Annotated in this window: 18 protein-coding genes and 1 tRNA gene; 3 read left to right on the top strand and 16 right to left on the bottom strand. The window is 61.4% G+C overall.

All coding sequences use genetic code 11. From position 1 onward, the window contains the following. Positions 1 to 96 precede the first annotated feature (96 nt). Both ACNFHO_RS21850 and ACNFHO_RS21845 read left to right on the top strand, forming a co-directional pair. Positions 97 to 1,293, top strand: coding sequence for an amino acid aminotransferase (locus ACNFHO_RS21850; protein WP_065861187.1), 1,197 nt, complete (start codon positions 97 to 99; stop codon positions 1,291 to 1,293). 62 nt (positions 1,294 to 1,355) lie between these two features. Beyond that, a tRNA-Asn gene (locus ACNFHO_RS21845) sits at positions 1,356 to 1,431 on the top strand. 80 nt (positions 1,432 to 1,511) lie between these two features. On the opposite strand, the gene ACNFHO_RS21840 is transcribed toward ACNFHO_RS21845, so the two are convergent. The 16 genes from ACNFHO_RS21840 to ACNFHO_RS21765 all read right to left on the bottom strand — a co-directional run bounded on the left by ACNFHO_RS21840 (position 1,512) and on the right by ACNFHO_RS21765 (position 14,928). After that, positions 1,512 to 2,072 (bottom strand): DUF1285 domain-containing protein, encoded by a 561-nt coding sequence (locus ACNFHO_RS21840; protein WP_416767331.1) that lies wholly within the window; start codon positions 2,070 to 2,072, stop codon positions 1,512 to 1,514. Between the two features lie 10 nt (positions 2,073 to 2,082). Next, entirely contained in the window at positions 2,083 to 2,688 is a 606-nt protein-coding gene (locus ACNFHO_RS21835; RefSeq protein ID WP_054893082.1) for a DUF4823 domain-containing protein, read from the bottom strand. A 65-nt stretch (positions 2,689 to 2,753) separates the two neighbouring features. Beyond that, a complete protein-coding gene (locus ACNFHO_RS21830; protein ID WP_416767330.1) occupies positions 2,754 to 3,722 on the bottom strand; it encodes a GTP 3',8-cyclase MoaA in 969 nt (322 codons plus the stop codon). Between the two features lie 130 nt (positions 3,723 to 3,852). Beyond that, entirely contained in the window at positions 3,853 to 4,488 is a 636-nt protein-coding gene (locus ACNFHO_RS21825) for a TetR/AcrR family transcriptional regulator (protein ID WP_054893080.1), read from the bottom strand. A 568-nt stretch (positions 4,489 to 5,056) separates the two neighbouring features. Further along, entirely contained in the window at positions 5,057 to 5,839 is a 783-nt protein-coding gene (locus tag ACNFHO_RS21820) for a TatD family hydrolase (protein ID WP_416767329.1), read from the bottom strand. A 36-nt stretch (positions 5,840 to 5,875) separates the two neighbouring features. Beyond that, entirely contained in the window at positions 5,876 to 6,862 is a 987-nt protein-coding gene (locus ACNFHO_RS21815) for a DNA polymerase III subunit delta' (RefSeq protein ID WP_414155041.1), read from the bottom strand. Beyond that, positions 6,855 to 7,487, bottom strand: coding sequence for a dTMP kinase (tmk, locus tag ACNFHO_RS21810; RefSeq protein WP_054893077.1), 633 nt, complete (start codon positions 7,485 to 7,487; stop codon positions 6,855 to 6,857). Before tmk ends, ACNFHO_RS21815 begins: the two co-directional genes overlap by 8 nt. Before the next feature lie 9 nt (positions 7,488 to 7,496). Continuing rightward, positions 7,497 to 8,681, bottom strand: coding sequence for an endolytic transglycosylase MltG (gene mltG, locus ACNFHO_RS21805; protein ID WP_416767328.1), 1,185 nt, complete (start codon positions 8,679 to 8,681; stop codon positions 7,497 to 7,499). Positions 8,682 to 8,684: 3 nt separating this feature from the next. Next, a complete protein-coding gene (pabC, locus tag ACNFHO_RS21800) occupies positions 8,685 to 9,506 on the bottom strand; it encodes an aminodeoxychorismate lyase (RefSeq protein WP_112897753.1) in 822 nt (273 codons plus the stop codon). Continuing rightward, positions 9,506 to 10,750: a beta-ketoacyl-ACP synthase II gene (fabF, locus tag ACNFHO_RS21795; RefSeq protein WP_054893074.1), complete on the bottom strand. Its 1,245-nt coding sequence runs from the start codon at positions 10,748 to 10,750 to the stop codon at positions 9,506 to 9,508. Before fabF ends, pabC begins: the two co-directional genes overlap by 1 nt. A gap of 175 nt (positions 10,751 to 10,925) precedes the next feature. Next, entirely contained in the window at positions 10,926 to 11,162 is a 237-nt protein-coding gene (acpP, locus tag ACNFHO_RS21790; protein ID WP_054893073.1) for an acyl carrier protein, read from the bottom strand. Between the two features lie 204 nt (positions 11,163 to 11,366). After that, a complete protein-coding gene (fabG, locus tag ACNFHO_RS21785; RefSeq protein ID WP_054925392.1) occupies positions 11,367 to 12,107 on the bottom strand; it encodes a 3-oxoacyl-ACP reductase FabG in 741 nt (246 codons plus the stop codon). Positions 12,108 to 12,124: 17 nt separating this feature from the next. After that, positions 12,125 to 13,063, bottom strand: a complete 939-nt coding sequence (gene fabD / locus ACNFHO_RS21780; RefSeq protein WP_112897752.1) for an ACP S-malonyltransferase — start codon at positions 13,061 to 13,063, stop codon at positions 12,125 to 12,127. A gap of 127 nt (positions 13,064 to 13,190) precedes the next feature. Continuing rightward, a complete protein-coding gene (plsX, locus tag ACNFHO_RS21775) occupies positions 13,191 to 14,201 on the bottom strand; it encodes a phosphate acyltransferase PlsX (protein WP_081255216.1) in 1,011 nt (336 codons plus the stop codon). Between the two features lie 3 nt (positions 14,202 to 14,204). Further along, positions 14,205 to 14,387 carry a 50S ribosomal protein L32 gene (rpmF, locus tag ACNFHO_RS21770; RefSeq protein WP_008096416.1) on the bottom strand — a complete coding sequence of 61 codons (183 nt, stop codon included), beginning with the start codon at positions 14,385 to 14,387 and terminating at the stop codon, positions 14,205 to 14,207. A 13-nt stretch (positions 14,388 to 14,400) separates the two neighbouring features. Further along, positions 14,401 to 14,928, bottom strand: coding sequence for a YceD family protein (locus ACNFHO_RS21765; RefSeq protein WP_081255215.1), 528 nt, complete (start codon positions 14,926 to 14,928; stop codon positions 14,401 to 14,403). 95 nt (positions 14,929 to 15,023) lie between these two features. Here ACNFHO_RS21765 and ACNFHO_RS21760 point away from each other — a divergent pair, with 95 nt between their 5' ends. After that, positions 15,024 to 15,602 (top strand): Maf family protein, encoded by a 579-nt coding sequence (locus tag ACNFHO_RS21760; RefSeq protein ID WP_063543828.1) that lies wholly within the window; start codon positions 15,024 to 15,026, stop codon positions 15,600 to 15,602. Positions 15,603 to 15,632: the final 30 nt, after the last annotated feature.

Below are 15,632 nucleotides of genomic sequence, written 5' to 3'. Positions count from 1 at the left end.
CGGTATCACTATACTGACTCCCCGTTTGCACCGCTTCAGTGCACTGGGCTGGAGGGTGCATTTCCTATCACTCTCCTATTCAGAGCCAAGGTAACAATGAGCCTGTTTTCCGCTGTCGAGCTGGCACCCCGCGACCCCATCCTGGGCCTCAACGAAGCATTCAACGCTGACCCACGTACCGACAAGGTCAATCTGGGCGTTGGCGTCTATTGCAATGAGGAAGGCCGCATCCCGCTGCTGCGCGCGGTGATCGAAGCCGAAACCCAGCGTGTCGCCCAACATGCCTCCCGCGGCTACCTGCCGATCGACGGTATCGCTGCCTACGACCAGGCCGTACAAAAACTGCTGTTCGGCGCTGAATCCGCACTGCTGGCTGAAGGCCGCGTTGTGACCGTGCAGGCTGTCGGCGGTACCGGCGCCCTCAAGATCGGTGCCGACTTCCTCAAGCGCCTTTCGCCGAACGCGGTAGTCGCCATCAGCGATCCGAGCTGGGAAAACCATCGCGCCCTGTTCGAGACTGCAGGCTTCCCAGTACAGAACTACCGCTATTACGACGCACCGAGCAACGACGTCAACCGTGCCGGCATGCTCGAAGACCTGAACAAGCTGCCCTCGGGCTCGATCGTCGTCCTGCACGCCTGCTGCCATAACCCGACCGGTGTCGATCTGTCGCTCGACGACTGGAAGAACGTACTGGAAGTGGTCAAGGCAAAAGGCCACGTGCCATTCCTCGACATGGCCTACCAGGGCTTCGGCGAAGGCATCGGCGAAGATGCCTTCGCCGTACGCCTGTTCGCCGAGTCGGGCCTGGAGTTCTTTGTCTCCAGCTCGTTCTCCAAATCGTTCTCGCTGTATGGCGAGCGCGTCGGCGCGCTGTCGATCGTCACCGCTTCGAAAGACGAGAGCACGCGCGTGCTGTCGCAGGTCAAGCGCGTGATTCGCACCACCTACTCCAACCCGCCGACTCACGGTGCAACCATCGTCGCCACCGTGCTCAACAGCCCGGAACTGCGTCAGATGTGGGAAGCCGAACTGGGCGAAATGCGTGAACGCATCCACGGCATGCGCAAACAGATGGTCTCGCTCCTGGCCGAGTACGGTGCCAACCGCGACTTCAGCTTCGTCGGTCGCCAAGTCGGCATGTTCTCCTACTCGGGCCTGACCGTGGAACAGGTCGCGCGCCTGAAGAACGACTTCGGCATCTACGCGCTGGACACCGGTCGCATCGCTGTGGCGGCACTGAACCAAAGCAACATCCACGTGGTCACCAAGGCCATCGTCGAAGTGCTGTAACTGCTTGATTTGCCAGGGGGCAGCTTGACTTCCCCTTGGCATTCAGTAAGATACGCGCAGATTCCGCGATAGCTCAGTCGGTAGAGCAAATGACTGTTAATCATTGGGTCCCTGGTTCGAGTCCAGGTCGCGGAGCCAGACACTGAAAAACCTCCAGATGCGCAAGCACTGGAGGTTTTTTGTTTTTCCGGGATCAGAAAGATCGTCGCAAGATGCGCTCAGTGGTCGCGCCCGATGGGGTAGAACACCCCGCCACTCCAAACCCCCAACCACTCCTCGCCATCGATCACGCGTGGCACCGCAAGCTCCACCAGTTGGTAGAACACATTGCGGTGGATGAGCGCTTCGAGGTTGCTGCGCATCAGCAGGTAAGGCGATGGCTCATGCGTTGTCGGATCGGTCTCTACCCGAATGGGGTGATCAGGACCGGCCTCGACCTGATCCTCGACATTGCTGGTGAATCGCAGGACCTGCTGCTCACCACTGCCCTCCACTTCCAGCCTGACCGCCACGAACGGCGCATCATCGACACGAATGCCGACCTTCTCCACAGGCGTTACCAGGAAATAGTCATCACCGTCGCGACGAATGATAGTAGAGAACAAGCGCACCATCGGCTTGCGCCCGATCGGCGTCCCCAGGTAGTACCAGGTGCCGTCGCGGGCGATGCGCATATCGATGTCGCCGCAGAAATCGGGATTCCACAGATGTACGGGAGGCAGCCCCTTCTCCTTGGGTATCTGCGCCAGAAGATCGTTGGCCTTGCCCGTACCTGTCATCGCCCGTTCCTTACCGACTCATTCCCAGGAGGCTACGAGCGTACTCGCGCATGGGTGCCGCGAGCAAATCCTGCGGCGTATTGTCGTGGAACGTCAACAAACCGCCACGGCTCTTGATGCGTGCGGTATCGATCAAATAGCGCGTGCTGGTTTCGATCAGCATCATCTGCACCACACCCGTGTCCCAACCAAGGCGATCCACTGCCTGCTCGTCGTACCATTCGTCGCCATTACCAATGCGGTCATCGGTGCGAGCGAAACGGGTATAGAGCACGTAATGGGCTCCGACCGAACGCGCCTCGGCTATCGCGTCCTCCAACCCCAACGGCGCCCTGGCGCGACGCACCAGCGGGAAGTACTCGACGAAGCTCTTGAATGCTTCTTCTGCAACGGCATTCTGCTGCGGCACCGGCCCTTTTCCAGGCGGTACGAAAGCGCCCTGGCCAATGAAGATGAACGAATCAGGCTGCAGCCGAACCGACAGGGTTCGAGCGGTATCGCTGTGATCGAGCAGACCGGCGTCGCTCATCTGATAGCGAACACCTTCGCCCATGTCGCTGACTTTCATGCAGCCGCTCAACGCCATCAGCGCCAGCAGCAAGACCAGGCTACGCATCTTTCCTCCAGTGACCGGTGACGAAAAACCGGCGAATAGCCGCCAGATGCAGCTTTTGCGCCAGCTCAGCCGCCGATCACCTTCATCACTGTCACACCCCCCGAGAACGCCAGCTCCTGCTTGTCCGCCAGAGCCTTGACCAGCAGCCGCTGAATCACTGGAAGTGCCTGGTGACGCGGCTTGTCGAGCAGATCGCCGATAAAGTGGCGATTGCCCGAAGACAGGCAGCCATGCAGCCAGCCAGTAGAGGACAGACGCAAGCGCGAGCAGGTCCGGCAAAACGGCACGCTCTCGTTGGCAATCACACCAAAGTAACCTTGGCCCGGAATCTGGTAGCGCAGGGCCGTTGCATCCAAAGCCGCTGGCGCCTGCTGGAAGTGATGATGATCGCCGATCAATGCCAGCAATTGCTCGAGACTGACGAACTGACGCAGGAATGCATTCGAATCAAGCGCCAGGTGACCCATGCGCATCAACTCGATGAAACGCAGTTCATAGCCTCTTGCCAGGCAGTAGTCGAGCAGCGGCACCACCTGATCGAGATTGTGCCCGCGCATCGGCACCATGTTGACCTTGATGCGCATACCCGCCGCACTCGCCTCCTCCATACCCCTCAGCACGCTGGCCAGGTCGCCGCCCCGAGCGATGCTGCGAAACGCGGTGGGGTCGAGGGTATCGAGCGAGACATTGAGCCGGTCGATACCCGCTGCACGCAACATCGCAAGCTTGCGACTGAGCAACTGACCGTTGGTGGTCAAGGCGATATCCTTGAGCCCCAAGCCACCGATAACCTTCAGGAACGGCTCCAGGCGGGGGCTGATCAATGGTTCGCCACCGGTGATGCGCAGACGCTCGATACCTGCGGTATCGACCAGAAGAGCCACCCCGCGCGCCAGTGCATCGGCAGACAGCTCATCCTGCGCCGCCACCAGGCGCTTGCCATCGGGCACACAGTAACTGCACGCATAGTTGCAGGCAGCTGTCAGGCTGACGCGCAGGTTGCGAAAACGCCTGCCTTGACGATCGACGATCATGGGTGACTCCGGCATGAGAAAAGCGGGCCGGCAAAACTTGACTCAAAGATCAGGTTTTTGCAAGCCCTGTCGCCGAAGCAGAAGTGACTGGCGGAGCCTGTCCGTCATGGACAACGCTCCGCAGGGGTCTTCAGGTGGCCGGTTCCGGGTCGCGCTTGCGCTTGTTGCCCATGCGCACGCCGATGTCCATCAGGAACTGGAAGAAACCTTCCTGATCCTCGAGAACGTTGCTCCAGAACGGCGAGTGATACAGCGCTACGGCGCCATGCACCAACGCCCAGGCAGCGCAGTAGTGGAAGTATGGCGGCACATCCTCGAGCTTGCCTTCACTGATACGGCCCTTGATCAGCTGGGTCAGTCGCTCGAAATTGGAGGCGCGAATACGGTGCAGTTCCTCGACCATCTCCGGCACCTGGTTACCCTTGACCACCTTCTCCTCGAGACGGTCGAACAAGCGGTAGCGCTGGGGATCGCGCATGCGGAACTCGAAGTAGGCTCGCGACAGGGCTTCTTTGTCGCGATCGACGTCGTCCGAATGCAACAGCGCGTTCAAATCACGCTCGTAGTCGAGCATCAGGCGCAGGTAGATCTCCGCCTTGGACTTGAAGTGCTTGTAGATCGTGCCTTTGCCGATACCGACCGCGTCGGCGATCATCTCGACGGTGACACTGTCTTCACCCTGTTCGAGAAACAGCTTGAGCGCCGTGTCGAGGATTTCTTGCTCGCGGCGACGAAACTCACGGACCTTACGAGGTTCTTTCTGCATAAGAAGGACTGGATGACAATCGAAGCGGATTATTATGCCTAACTTGCAGCAAATTGCACGGATCATCCAACCATATCTGTGTTTCATGATGAGTTCGAGTGCAGACCGGGTCTGCTTGGTCTGAATCCCAGGGATGCGTGAGATACTCCGCGCCCGACTGACACTCGTCTACAACCGACGCGGCAGGGCTCGCCAGACACGCCAGGCTCATCGAACGCTGTACGCGGCCGGGACGCCGCGCACACTCTACGCACCCTTTAAACTTTTCACCGTACATCAATACAGATAGCTACGTAATAGCGGCAAACTCATCCGATTTCTGCCGGCTGCCATACCCTGATGGCCCATTGGTTGTCAGGTGTATTCCAAATCTGTTTAAAAAACGACCAACTGACGCTGGCAGTGCGAGGATACTCGCCAATACTTGAAGTGTTGGCGCGGCGCATCCCCCCAAGTGGCGCGCCGATAAAGGTGCCCAGGGACCGCGTACCTTTGTTTTACTCCTAATGGTCTTAACCCGGATTCCTCCCCCAGAATCCGGGTTTTTTTTGCCCGCCTTGCTTTAGCTTCAGGCGACGCGTGCCAAGGGGAACAGGCGCTTGAAGTTGGCGGTCGTCTGCTCGGCCAACTGCGCGTAGCTCACCCCTCGCAATGAGGCGACGTACTCGGCGACCTCACGCACGTACTGCGGCAGATTGGGTTTGCCGCGATACGGGATGGGCGCCAGGTATGGCGAGTCGGTCTCTACCAGCAGCCGGTCGACAGGCACCTGGCGTGCGACCTCGCGCAGGGCGTCGGCATTGCGGAAAGTAACGATTCCGGAGAGCGAGATGTAATACCCCAGATCGAGTGCAGCCTTGGCCATGTCCCAGTCTTCTGTAAAGCAGTGCAACACGCCCGCCTGCGGCAGACTGGCCTCGCGCAGCAGCGCCAGGGTGTCGGCCCGCGCCGCGCGCGTGTGAACGATCACCGGCTTGCCTGTCTGCCGGGACGCCTCCAGGTGCAAGCGGAAAGACGCCTGCTGCAACTCGGCGGCCTCAGGCTCGTAGTGATAGTCCAATCCGGTTTCGCCAATGGCCACCACGTGCGGGTGAGCCAGTTCGCGCAACAACCATTCCAGCGCCGGCGTCTCCCCCGGGGCCAGGTCGAGCGGGTGCACGCCCACCGAACAGTCGACGTCGGCGTACTGCTCGCTCAGGGCCTTGACCGCCCCGGCGTTCTCGGCGCTTACGCCGATGCACAGAAAATGCCCGACCCCACGCTCGCGGGCCGCCTGCAGGGCGGCGTCGAGCGAGCCCGCATGGGCGCTCAGGTCAAGTCGGTCGAGGTGGCAATGGGAATCTACGAGCATGGAATGAAAGCACACATGAAAATGAACGATGGGGAATCAGCGCGTGGCCAGCATCTGCAGCCAATGGGCCAACAGGGCTTCGAGCAGCAGCACGCGATTGAGGTTGGCCTTGCCCTGCACTTTCTGGCGCTGCTCGAGAATCCAGGCCTGGACCTCGAGCACCCTGCCCTGCCTGCTCTTCTGCGCAAGGTATTGTATGACCTTGCGCATGTCGGCCAAGCCTAGCCCGTCTTCGTCCTGGGTCAATTGGTAGCGCAGGATCAGGTGCGACCAGTCGCAGAACCAGTCGAACAGCAACAGCAGCGGCACGTTGTTCCAGGCCTCGGCCAACTGGCTGGGCGATTGCTGCTGCTTGATCAGCTTCTTCACCCCCTCGGTGACCAGTGCCCGTTGCTCGCGCACACCCTGGGACTGCAACTTTACAGCCATCAGAGGCGACTCTGCCGCCAGGGTCAGCAGTTCGTCACGCTCGACCTGATCGAGCTCCGGGAGCGCCGTCGCCAGCCAGGCCTGACTCTGCGCAAGCGTCGGCTGCGCACAGGCGACTTGCTGGCAACGGCTCTTGATCGTTGGCAACAAACGGCTGGGCTGATGGCTCACCAGCAGCAGCACAGTATCGCCCGAAGGCTCTTCGAGACTCTTGAGCAAAGCGTTGGAGGCGTTGACGTTCATCGCTTCGACCGGCTCGATCAGTACCACCTTGCGCCCGCCCAGCTGCGCAGTCTGCACCACGAACGAAACCAGATCCCGCACCTGGTCGACCTTGATGGGCTTGTCGGCCTCTTCGGGTTCCAGCACGAAGTTATCGGGATGGCTGCCAGCCTTGAGCAACAGGCACGACTTGCATTGCCCGCAGGCATCCACCCCTTGCGGCTGCTGGCACAGCAGGCGAGCCATCAGGCGCTCGGCCATGGCGCGCTTACCGATACCCTGCGGCCCGTGCAACAGGTAGGCATGGGCATGCTGGCTGCGCCCGGCCAACTGCTGCCAGAGCGCTTGCTGCCAGGGGTAGGCCTCAGCCACGGCAACGCTCCAGGATACCTGGCAGCAATGCGTCGATGGCGCGCTGCACCGCCTCAAGCGGCTGCCCGGCATCCAGCAGGCTGTAGCGCTGCGGCGCTTGGCCTGCGCGCTGCAGATAAGCCTGACGCACCGCCTCGAAGAATGCCTGGCCCTCCTGCTCGAAGCGGTCCAGGCGACCGCGGGCGGCAGCACGGGCAAGACCGACTTCTACTGGCAAATCGAAGACCAGGGTCAGGTCTGGGCGCAGCGTACCCTGTACGAAGTCTTCCAGCACCGCGATGCGCTCCACGGGCAAGCCACGTCCCCCGCCCTGATAGGCGTAGGTGGCGTCGGTGAAACGGTCGCAAAGCACCACGGCGCCCCGCGCCAGTGCTGGGCGAATGACCTCGGCCAAGTGCTGGGCGCGCGCAGCGAACATCAACAGGAGCTCGGTGTCGACCGCCATGGTTTCGTCGCTGGGAGCGAGGAGCAACTCGCGGATACGCTCGGCCAACGGCGTACCACCAGGCTCACGGGTCATGACCACATCCACGCCCTGCTCACGCAGGCGCGCGGCCAGGTACTCGCGATTGGTGCTCTTGCCTGCACCTTCGGGGCCTTCCAGAGTGATGAACAAACCGCTCACGGGCATTCCTTACTGTTTTTCGGTGGGCGCCGGCGCTTGTGCGGGCGCGGGCTCTTCGGCGGACTGGGCTGGTGCGCCTTCAAGGGGTTCGCCGGACCGAGGCGCGGCGTCAGTCGGCGGCTCGGCGTTCGGTGCCTGATCGGCCGTACCCTGCGGGGCTTGTGGCGCCGGACTGGAACGGTAGTCGGCGCGGCGCTTGAGCTGGTATTCGCGCACAGCCGTGTTGTGGTCGTCCAGGTCATCGGAGAAGACGTGGCTGCCATCGCCACGCGCGACGAAATACAGGCTGGTACCGCCTGACGGATTCAGCGCGGCGTGAATCGCTTCGCGCCCGACCATGGCGATCGGTGTCGGCGGCAGGCCGGTCATGGTGTATGTGTTGTAGGGTGTCGGTGCACGCAGGTCGGCACGCGTGATCTTGCCGTTATAGCGCTCCCCCATGCCGTAGATAACCGTAGGATCGGTCTGCAGCATCATGCCCAAGCGAAGGCGGCGCACAAATACGCCTGCGATCTGCCCTCGCTCCTGAGGAATACCGGTTTCCTTCTCCACCAGCGAGGCCATGATCAGCGCCTGGTAGGGATCACGGTATGGCAAATCGGTCATCCGATCCGCCCACTCCTTGGCCAGCACCTCCTCAAGGCGCATGTAGGCTTGCTGCAACAGTTCGACATCGGTCATGCCGCGCACGAAGCGATAGGTGTCCGGGAAGAAACGCCCCTCAGGGAAAACACCGGTATGCCCAAGCTTGTCCATCACTTCAGTGTCGGAGAGCCCGTCGAGGGTGTGCTTGATCTTTTCATGCCTGGCCACGGCCGTGCGCACCTGGCGGAAGGTCCACCCCTCGACCAGGGTGAGGTTGTACTGCACCACATCGCCACGGCGCCAGGCGTCGAACAGGGCTTCGACGGTCATTCCGGGCGTCAGGCGGTACTCACCCGTATGCAGTGCGGTGCCAGCCATATTGAAACGCCAGTAAAGACGCAACCAGAAGGCATCGTCGAGCAGCCCCTCGCTCTGCATGCGGTAGAACATGCGGTTGGGGTTGGTGCCATTGGGCACATCGAGCAGGCGCTCTTCGGTGACATGCAGCGGCTGCTCCAGGACCGAGTTAACCTTCCAGGCCGACCAGCCTACGGCCAGGCCGGCAAGGATCAGGCCCATTTCCAGCAGCAGCAGGATTTTGCGTCTCACGAATCAGGTATCCAGTAACGTACGGGCAACGGCCTGCAGTTTACGGGTGAGCGGCCCGGCCGGCCAGTCGAGGTTGAGCGCAGCGACAGTACGCACGGGCCAAATTCCATACACGCTGTTGCAGACGAACACCTCGTCGGCCGCCTCCAGATCGGCTTGCACAAGGTCGCCGGTCCGGACTTCGATACCCAGCGCCGGGGCTTCGTCCAGCAGCGCAGCGCGCATGACGCCTGCCACGCCGCAGCGGCTCAGGTCGGCAGTCAGCAGCACGCCGTCGCGGACCAGGAACAGATTACTGTAGACCCCTTCGATCAGGTGCCCCTGCACGTCACGCATCAGACCCTCGGCATAGGCAGAGTCCTGCCATTCGGCGCGAGCCATTACCTGCTCCAGGCGATTGAGGTGCTTGAGCCCGGCCAGCAGAGGCTGCTGCGCAAGACGGGTCTGGCAGTCGAACAGCCCGATGCCTTGCTCCGCGTTGCCCGCAGGATAAGCTGGCATTGGACCGCCCTGGAGAATGCGTCGGGTCAAGGCTTCGGAGGCGGGCGCATAGCCGCGCTGGCTATCACCACGAGTGACGATCAGTTTGGCTACGCCTTCACCGAGCTGGCTGGCGTAGCGCAGCAACTCGTCGCGAACAAGCGCAAGATCGATATCGATCGCCAGCCGCTGGCAACCCAGCGCGAGACGTTCGAGATGTCGCGACAGCAGGCTGGGCCTGCCGCCGCGCACGGCGATAGTCTCGAACAGACCATCGCCATAGGCCAGGCCGCGGTTCTGCAGGTTGACTGCAGTCGCCGGCTGGCCGTCGATCCAGCTGTGCATCAATCGGCGAACCGGCGGAATACCAGCGAACCGTTGGTACCGCCAAAGCCGAAGGAGTTGGAGAGCACGACATCGATCGGCATGCTGCGCGCCTGGTGCGGCACGAAGTCCAGATCGCAACCTTCGTCGGGCTCGTCCAGGTTGATCGTCGGCGGCGCCATCTGGCTGTTGATCGCCAACACGCTGAAGATCGCTTCTACCGCACCGGCAGCCCCCAGCAGATGGCCGGTCATCGACTTGGTCGAGCTGACGGCCAGCTTGTAGGCGTGCTCGCCGAAGACACGCTTGATGGCCGCCACTTCGGCGATATCGCCAGCAGGAGTCGAGGTGCCGTGGGCGTTGATGTAGCTGACCTCTTCAGGCTTCACACCCGCATCACGCAGGGCGTTGACCATGCAGCGTGCAGCGCCGTCGCCGGTATCCGGTGGCGACGTCATGTGGAACGCGTCGCCACTCATGCCGAAACCGACCAGCTCGGCATAGATGGTCGCGCCACGAGCCTTGGCGTGTTCGAGTTCCTCCAGCACCAGGGCACCGGCGCCATCGGACAACACAAAGCCATCGCGCCCCTTGTCCCACGGACGGCTGGCACGGGACGGCTCGTCATTGCGAGTCGAAAGCGCCCGCGATGCGCCGAAACCGCCCATGCCCAAACCGCACGCCGCCATTTCCGCACCGCCGGCGATCATCACGTCGGCCTCGCCATAGGCGATATTGCGCGCAGCCATGCCGATACAGTGGGTACCGGTGGTGCACGCAGTGGAGATAGCGTAGTTGGGGCCCTGCAGCCCAAGGTGGATCGACAGGAAGCCGGAGATCATGTTGATGATCGAGCCGGGGACGAAGAATGGCGAAATCCGGCGCGGCCCTTGCTCGTGCAGGGTTCGGCTGGTGTCTTCTATATTGGTCAAGCCACCGATGCCCGACCCCATGGCCACGCCGATACGCTCGCGGTTGGCGTCGGTCACTTCCAGGCCGGCATTGCGCACCGCCTGGAAACCGGCCGCCAGGCCGTACTGGATGAACAGGTCAAGCTTGCGAGCTTCCTTGGCCGACAGGTACTGCTCGACCTCAAAGCCCTTCACCGAGCCGCCAAAACGGGTGGAGTAGGCACTCAGGTCCGTGTGTTCGATCGGACCGATGCCACTGCGGCCAGCCAGAATGCCCTGCCAGGTGCTTGGTACATCAGTACCCAGTGGCGACAGCATACCCATACCGGTGACCACGACGCGTCTACGCGACACAGCACTCTCCTTTTCTAATAACAGAGTCTCTTGCGATTGCATTCAGCATGGCCGAATGAAATGGCAACAGGCTCTCGATTGCCCGGTGAATGACGCCAATGGCTCGCAAAGAAAAAACCGCACGCCGGCAAAGGCAGTGCGGTTTTTCCCGACAAGAAGCGTCGACTGGAACGTCTTAGGCCTTGTGGCTGTTGACGTAGTCGATTGCAGCTTGAACGGTAGTGATCTTCTCGGCTTCTTCGTCAGGGATTTCGGTCTCGAATTCCTCTTCCAGAGCCATCACCAGCTCAACGGTGTCAAGCGAATCGGCACCCAGGTCATCAACGAAGGAAGATTCGTTCTTGACTTCCTCTTCCTTGACGCCCAGTTGCTCGGCGACGATTTTCTTGACGCGTTCTTCGATGGTGCTCATACCTAGTTTTCACTCCTAATGGACATATGTCATGCAGCTGGCCGGTGACCAAGTTTATAGGAAGACGCCTGCTTTTCAAGCGTAACGCGCCTTCACGAGAGACACCCGGCCTGCCACCTGGAATCTGGTTGCAGCTTTATAACGGATTTTAGGCTTGCAGTATGACTGTTTTTTTAAGCAATCCGTCACATTGAGTTGCTGATGTTACATGTACATCCCGCCGTTCACCGGCACGGTAGCGCCTGTGACATAGGCTGCGCCGTCGGATGCCAGGAAGGAAACCACTTTCGCGATCTCCTCGGCCTGACCCAGGCGGCCCAGCGGAATCTGGGTCTGCAGCGCTTCACGCTGCGCTTCGGGCAGCTCGCGGGTCATGTCGGTATCGATGAAGCCCGGGGTGACCGAGTTTACAGTGATACCGCGCGAGCCGACTTCACGCGCCAGGGCACGGCTGAAACCTTCGAGGCCCGCCTTGGCAGCGGCGTAGTTGGCCTGGCCGGCGTTACCCATGGCACCGACGACCGAACCGATGCTGATGATACGACCCCAGCGCGCCTTGGTCATGCCGCGCAGCACGCCCTTGGACAGACGGTAGAGGCTGTTGAGGTTGGTGTCGATGACATCGAACCATTCTTCATCTTTCATGCGCAGCATCAGGTTGTCGCGGGTGATGCCGGCATTGTTGACCAGGATCGCCGGAGCACCGAACTGCTCGGTGATCGCTGCCAGCACGGCACTCACGGACTCTTCGCTGGTGACATTGAGCTCAAGACCGGTACCGGTGATACCGTGCTCCTTGAGGGTCTCGGCGATACGCTGGGCACCCGAAGCGGAAGTGGCGGTACCGATTACGGTAGCGCCCTGGCGGCCCAGTTCCAGGGCGATGGCCTGGCCAATACCACGGCTGGCGCCGGTGACCAGTGCAACTTTACCTTGCAGGCTCATGCAAGTTTCTCCAGATATCAGGCCAGCGCCGCACGGGTGGCGGCGACGGCGTCAGGGGTATTGAGGTTGTAGGTGGTAACGCCATCGGCGCAACGCTTGTTCAGGCCAGCCAGGACCTTGCCCGGGCCGCACTCGACCAGATTGACCGCACCGCTGGCCGCCAGGGTCTGCACACACTCCACCCAACGTACCGGCTGGTACAACTGCGCCAACAGGTCGCGCTTGAGTGCGTCGAGATCGGCGGCGATGGCGGCGGTGACGTTCTGCACTACCGGAATCTGCGGCGCCTTCCACTCGATGGCGTTGACCGCTTCAGCGAAACGCTCGGCAGCCGGCTTCATCAGCGCACAATGCGACGGCACGCTGACCGCCAGTGGCAGCGCACGCTTGGCGCCCTTGGCCTTGCACAGCTCGATCGCACGATCGACCGCCGCCTTGTTACCGGCGATGACGACCTGGCCCGGGGAGTTGAAGTTGACCGCACTGACCACTTCATCCTCGGCAGCCTCGGCGCAGATGGCTACCACATCAGCATCATCCAGGCCGAGAATCGCAGCCATGGCACCGTGACCTGCAGGCACGGCCTCCTGCATCAGCTGGCCACGGCGCTCGACCAGGCGAACGGCGTCTTTGAGCGACAGGCTACCGGCAGCGACCAGGGCACTGTACTCACCCAGGCTGTGACCAGAGACCAGAGCCGGTTGCGCACCACCCTCCTCCAGCCACAGACGCCAAAGGGCAATCGAGGCCGTCAGGATCGCCGGCTGGGTCTTGTCGGTTTGATTGAGTTGTTCTTCCGGACCTTCCTGGACCAGCTTCCACAGGTCGTAGCCCAGAGCCTCGGAAGCTTCCTTGAAGGTCTCGACGATTACCGGCTTTTCAGCGCCGAGCTCGGCGAGCATGCCCAGCGACTGGGAGCCTTGACCAGGAAAGACGAATGCGAGGGATGCAGACATTGAACAAGCCCTTATGATCTTGTCGTCGGATAGGGTGCGCCCCACCAATGGCGAGGCGCGGAATCTGAAAACTTGGATGGAAACGCAGACCAAGCGGTCACATTTAACCACTTCATCGCCAATATGCCTAAAGCAACAGGTCTTCGAGACGACCGTGCAGCCGCTGCGGCAGGTTTTCCTGGATCTCGATCAGCGCGCGCTGGATGGCGCTCTGCAGGCCCTGTACGCCCGCCGAACCATGACTCTTGATGACGATCCCCTGCAAACCGAGAAAACTTGCGCCATTGTGTCGCGCCGGCGCCAGGTCAGCCTGCAGGCGCCTGAGCAACGGCATCGCCACCACCCCGGCCGCACGAGAAAACAGCCCACCCTTGAACAGCGCCTCTATACGCGCACCGATCATGCTCGCCAGCCCTTCGCTGGACTTGAGCAGGATATTGCCGACGAAGCCGTCGCACACCACCACATCCGCCTCGCCGCGATACAGGCCATCGCCTTCGACAAAACCGATGTAGTTCAGCCCACGGGCATTGTGCAACAGACTGGCGGCCAGTTTGACCTGCTGGTTGCCCTTGATATCCTCGGTACCGACATTGAGCAACGCCACGCGCGGTCGCTGGATCCCCAGGGCCTGAGCCGCCACCGACCCCATCACGGCGAACTGGTAGAGGTTCTCGGCACTGCAATCGACATTGGCCCCCAGGTCAAGCAACTGACAATAGCCAGCCTGGGTCGGAATCGCCGCCACCATGGCGGGGCGATCGATGCCCGGCAGCGTCTTGAGGACAAAGCGCGACAGCGCCATCAGCGCCCCGGTATTCCCGGCGCTCACACAGGCCTGAGCCTTGCCGTCACGCACCAGCTCAAGGGCGACGCGCATCGACGAATCAGGCTTGCCGCGCAACGCCTGCGAAGGCCGCTCGTCCATGCCCACCACCTCGCTCGCCGCGACAATTTGCAGGCGCGCACGATCGGCAGCTGCAAGGCCACTGACAAGTTCTTCAAGGAGAGAGGGTTGACCGACGAGGGTCAGGTGCAGCGAGGGGGTAGCCGAAAGGCAGGCAATGCTAGCCTGGACAATGCTGCGGGGACCGAAGTCCCCGCCCATTGCGTCGATCGCGATGATCTGAGCGGACAAGGATTACTCGTCAGCGCCCTTGTCGATCACTTTGCGACCACGGTATACGCCTTCTGGCGAAACGTGGTGGCGCAGGTGTACTTCACCGGTGCTCTTCTCTACGGACAGCGCGTTTTCCGACAGGGCGTCGTGCGAACGGCGCATGTCACGGGCAGAGCGGGATTTTTTGTTCTGCTGAACAGCCATAATTGATTAACTCCTAAACGTTTGGGTCACGCTTTAACTGCGCCAAGACACTGAACGGGTTGGACCGCGATACCTCGTCCTTGCTCGATTCGGGCTCGTCTGCGCCCGCCGGCTGCTGGCATTCTTCCGGATGATGAGCAGGCACGATGGGGAGGGCGAGCAAAAGCTCCTCCTCGATCAGCGCCTGCAGATCCAAAGGATCTTCGCCCAGTTCCAGCACGTCATAGCCTTTCGGCAACGACTGGGTATTCGCACCCTCCTTCACCACGGCATAAGTACATTCGCTGTGGATCGGCAGGGTGACCAGCTCAAGACAACGCTGGCAAACCATTTTGACTTCGACATTCAGATCGCTGTGGATAACCACAACGTGCTGCTCGTCTCGCTCAAAATCGAACTTCGCCTGCACCGTACCGACATTATCGGAAAGCGGGTCGCAGAGTCTTTCCAAATCAGCGAGTTGCAGCGAACCTTGGAGGGTTACGCCACGATCGGCTAATTTGCGCGGGTCAACGTGAGGTGGAATCGGGTCATTCAACATAGGCGCAGCATTCTAGGGATGCCCCCCGCCCCTGTCAAAGGAAATTAGGCGGCATCACGCATGTTAGAATCGGTTCAATTGCGAAGGAGTCTACCATGCTTCCCCTGCTGCTTGCTTCAAGCTCCCCCTACCGGCGCGAATTGCTCCAGCGCCTGCGCCTGCCTTTCACCTGGGCAAGCCCCGATATAGACGAAGGGCGCAATGCCGAGGAGCCGGCCACCGAACTGGTTCGCCGCCTGGCCCGACAAAAAGCCGAAGCCCTGGCGAACAGCCATTCGCAACACCTGATCATCGGCTCGGACCAGGTCGCCGTGCTGGGCGAGCAGATCCTTGGCAAGCCACACACCTTCGAACGCGCGTGCGAGCAATTGCTGGCTGCCAGCGGCCAGCAAGTCACTTTCCTGACCGGCCTCGCCCTGCTCAACAGCAGCACAGGGCAATGCCAGGTCGACTGCATACCATTCACCGTAACCCTGCGCGAACTGGACCGCGAACGAGTCGAGCGCTACGTGCACGCAGAGCAACCACTGGACTGCGCAGGGAGCTTCAAGGCGGAGGGATTGGGGGTGACACTGTTCCAGAGCACCCACGGCTGCGATGCGACGAGCCTGATCGGGCTCCCGCTGATTCGCCTGGTGGACATGCTGCACGCAGAAGGTGTGCAGCTACCCTGAAAGACGGGGCTGCCAAGCAGCCCCACTCAT

Origin of the sequence: Pseudomonas sp. NY15374 (assembly GCF_048068255.1) — a bacterium.
Taxonomy (GTDB): Bacteria; Pseudomonadota; Gammaproteobacteria; order Pseudomonadales; family Pseudomonadaceae; genus Aquipseudomonas; species Aquipseudomonas machongensis.
Note: the sequence above shows the minus strand (reverse complement) of the source record. Positions and strands in the feature narration are given on the sequence as shown.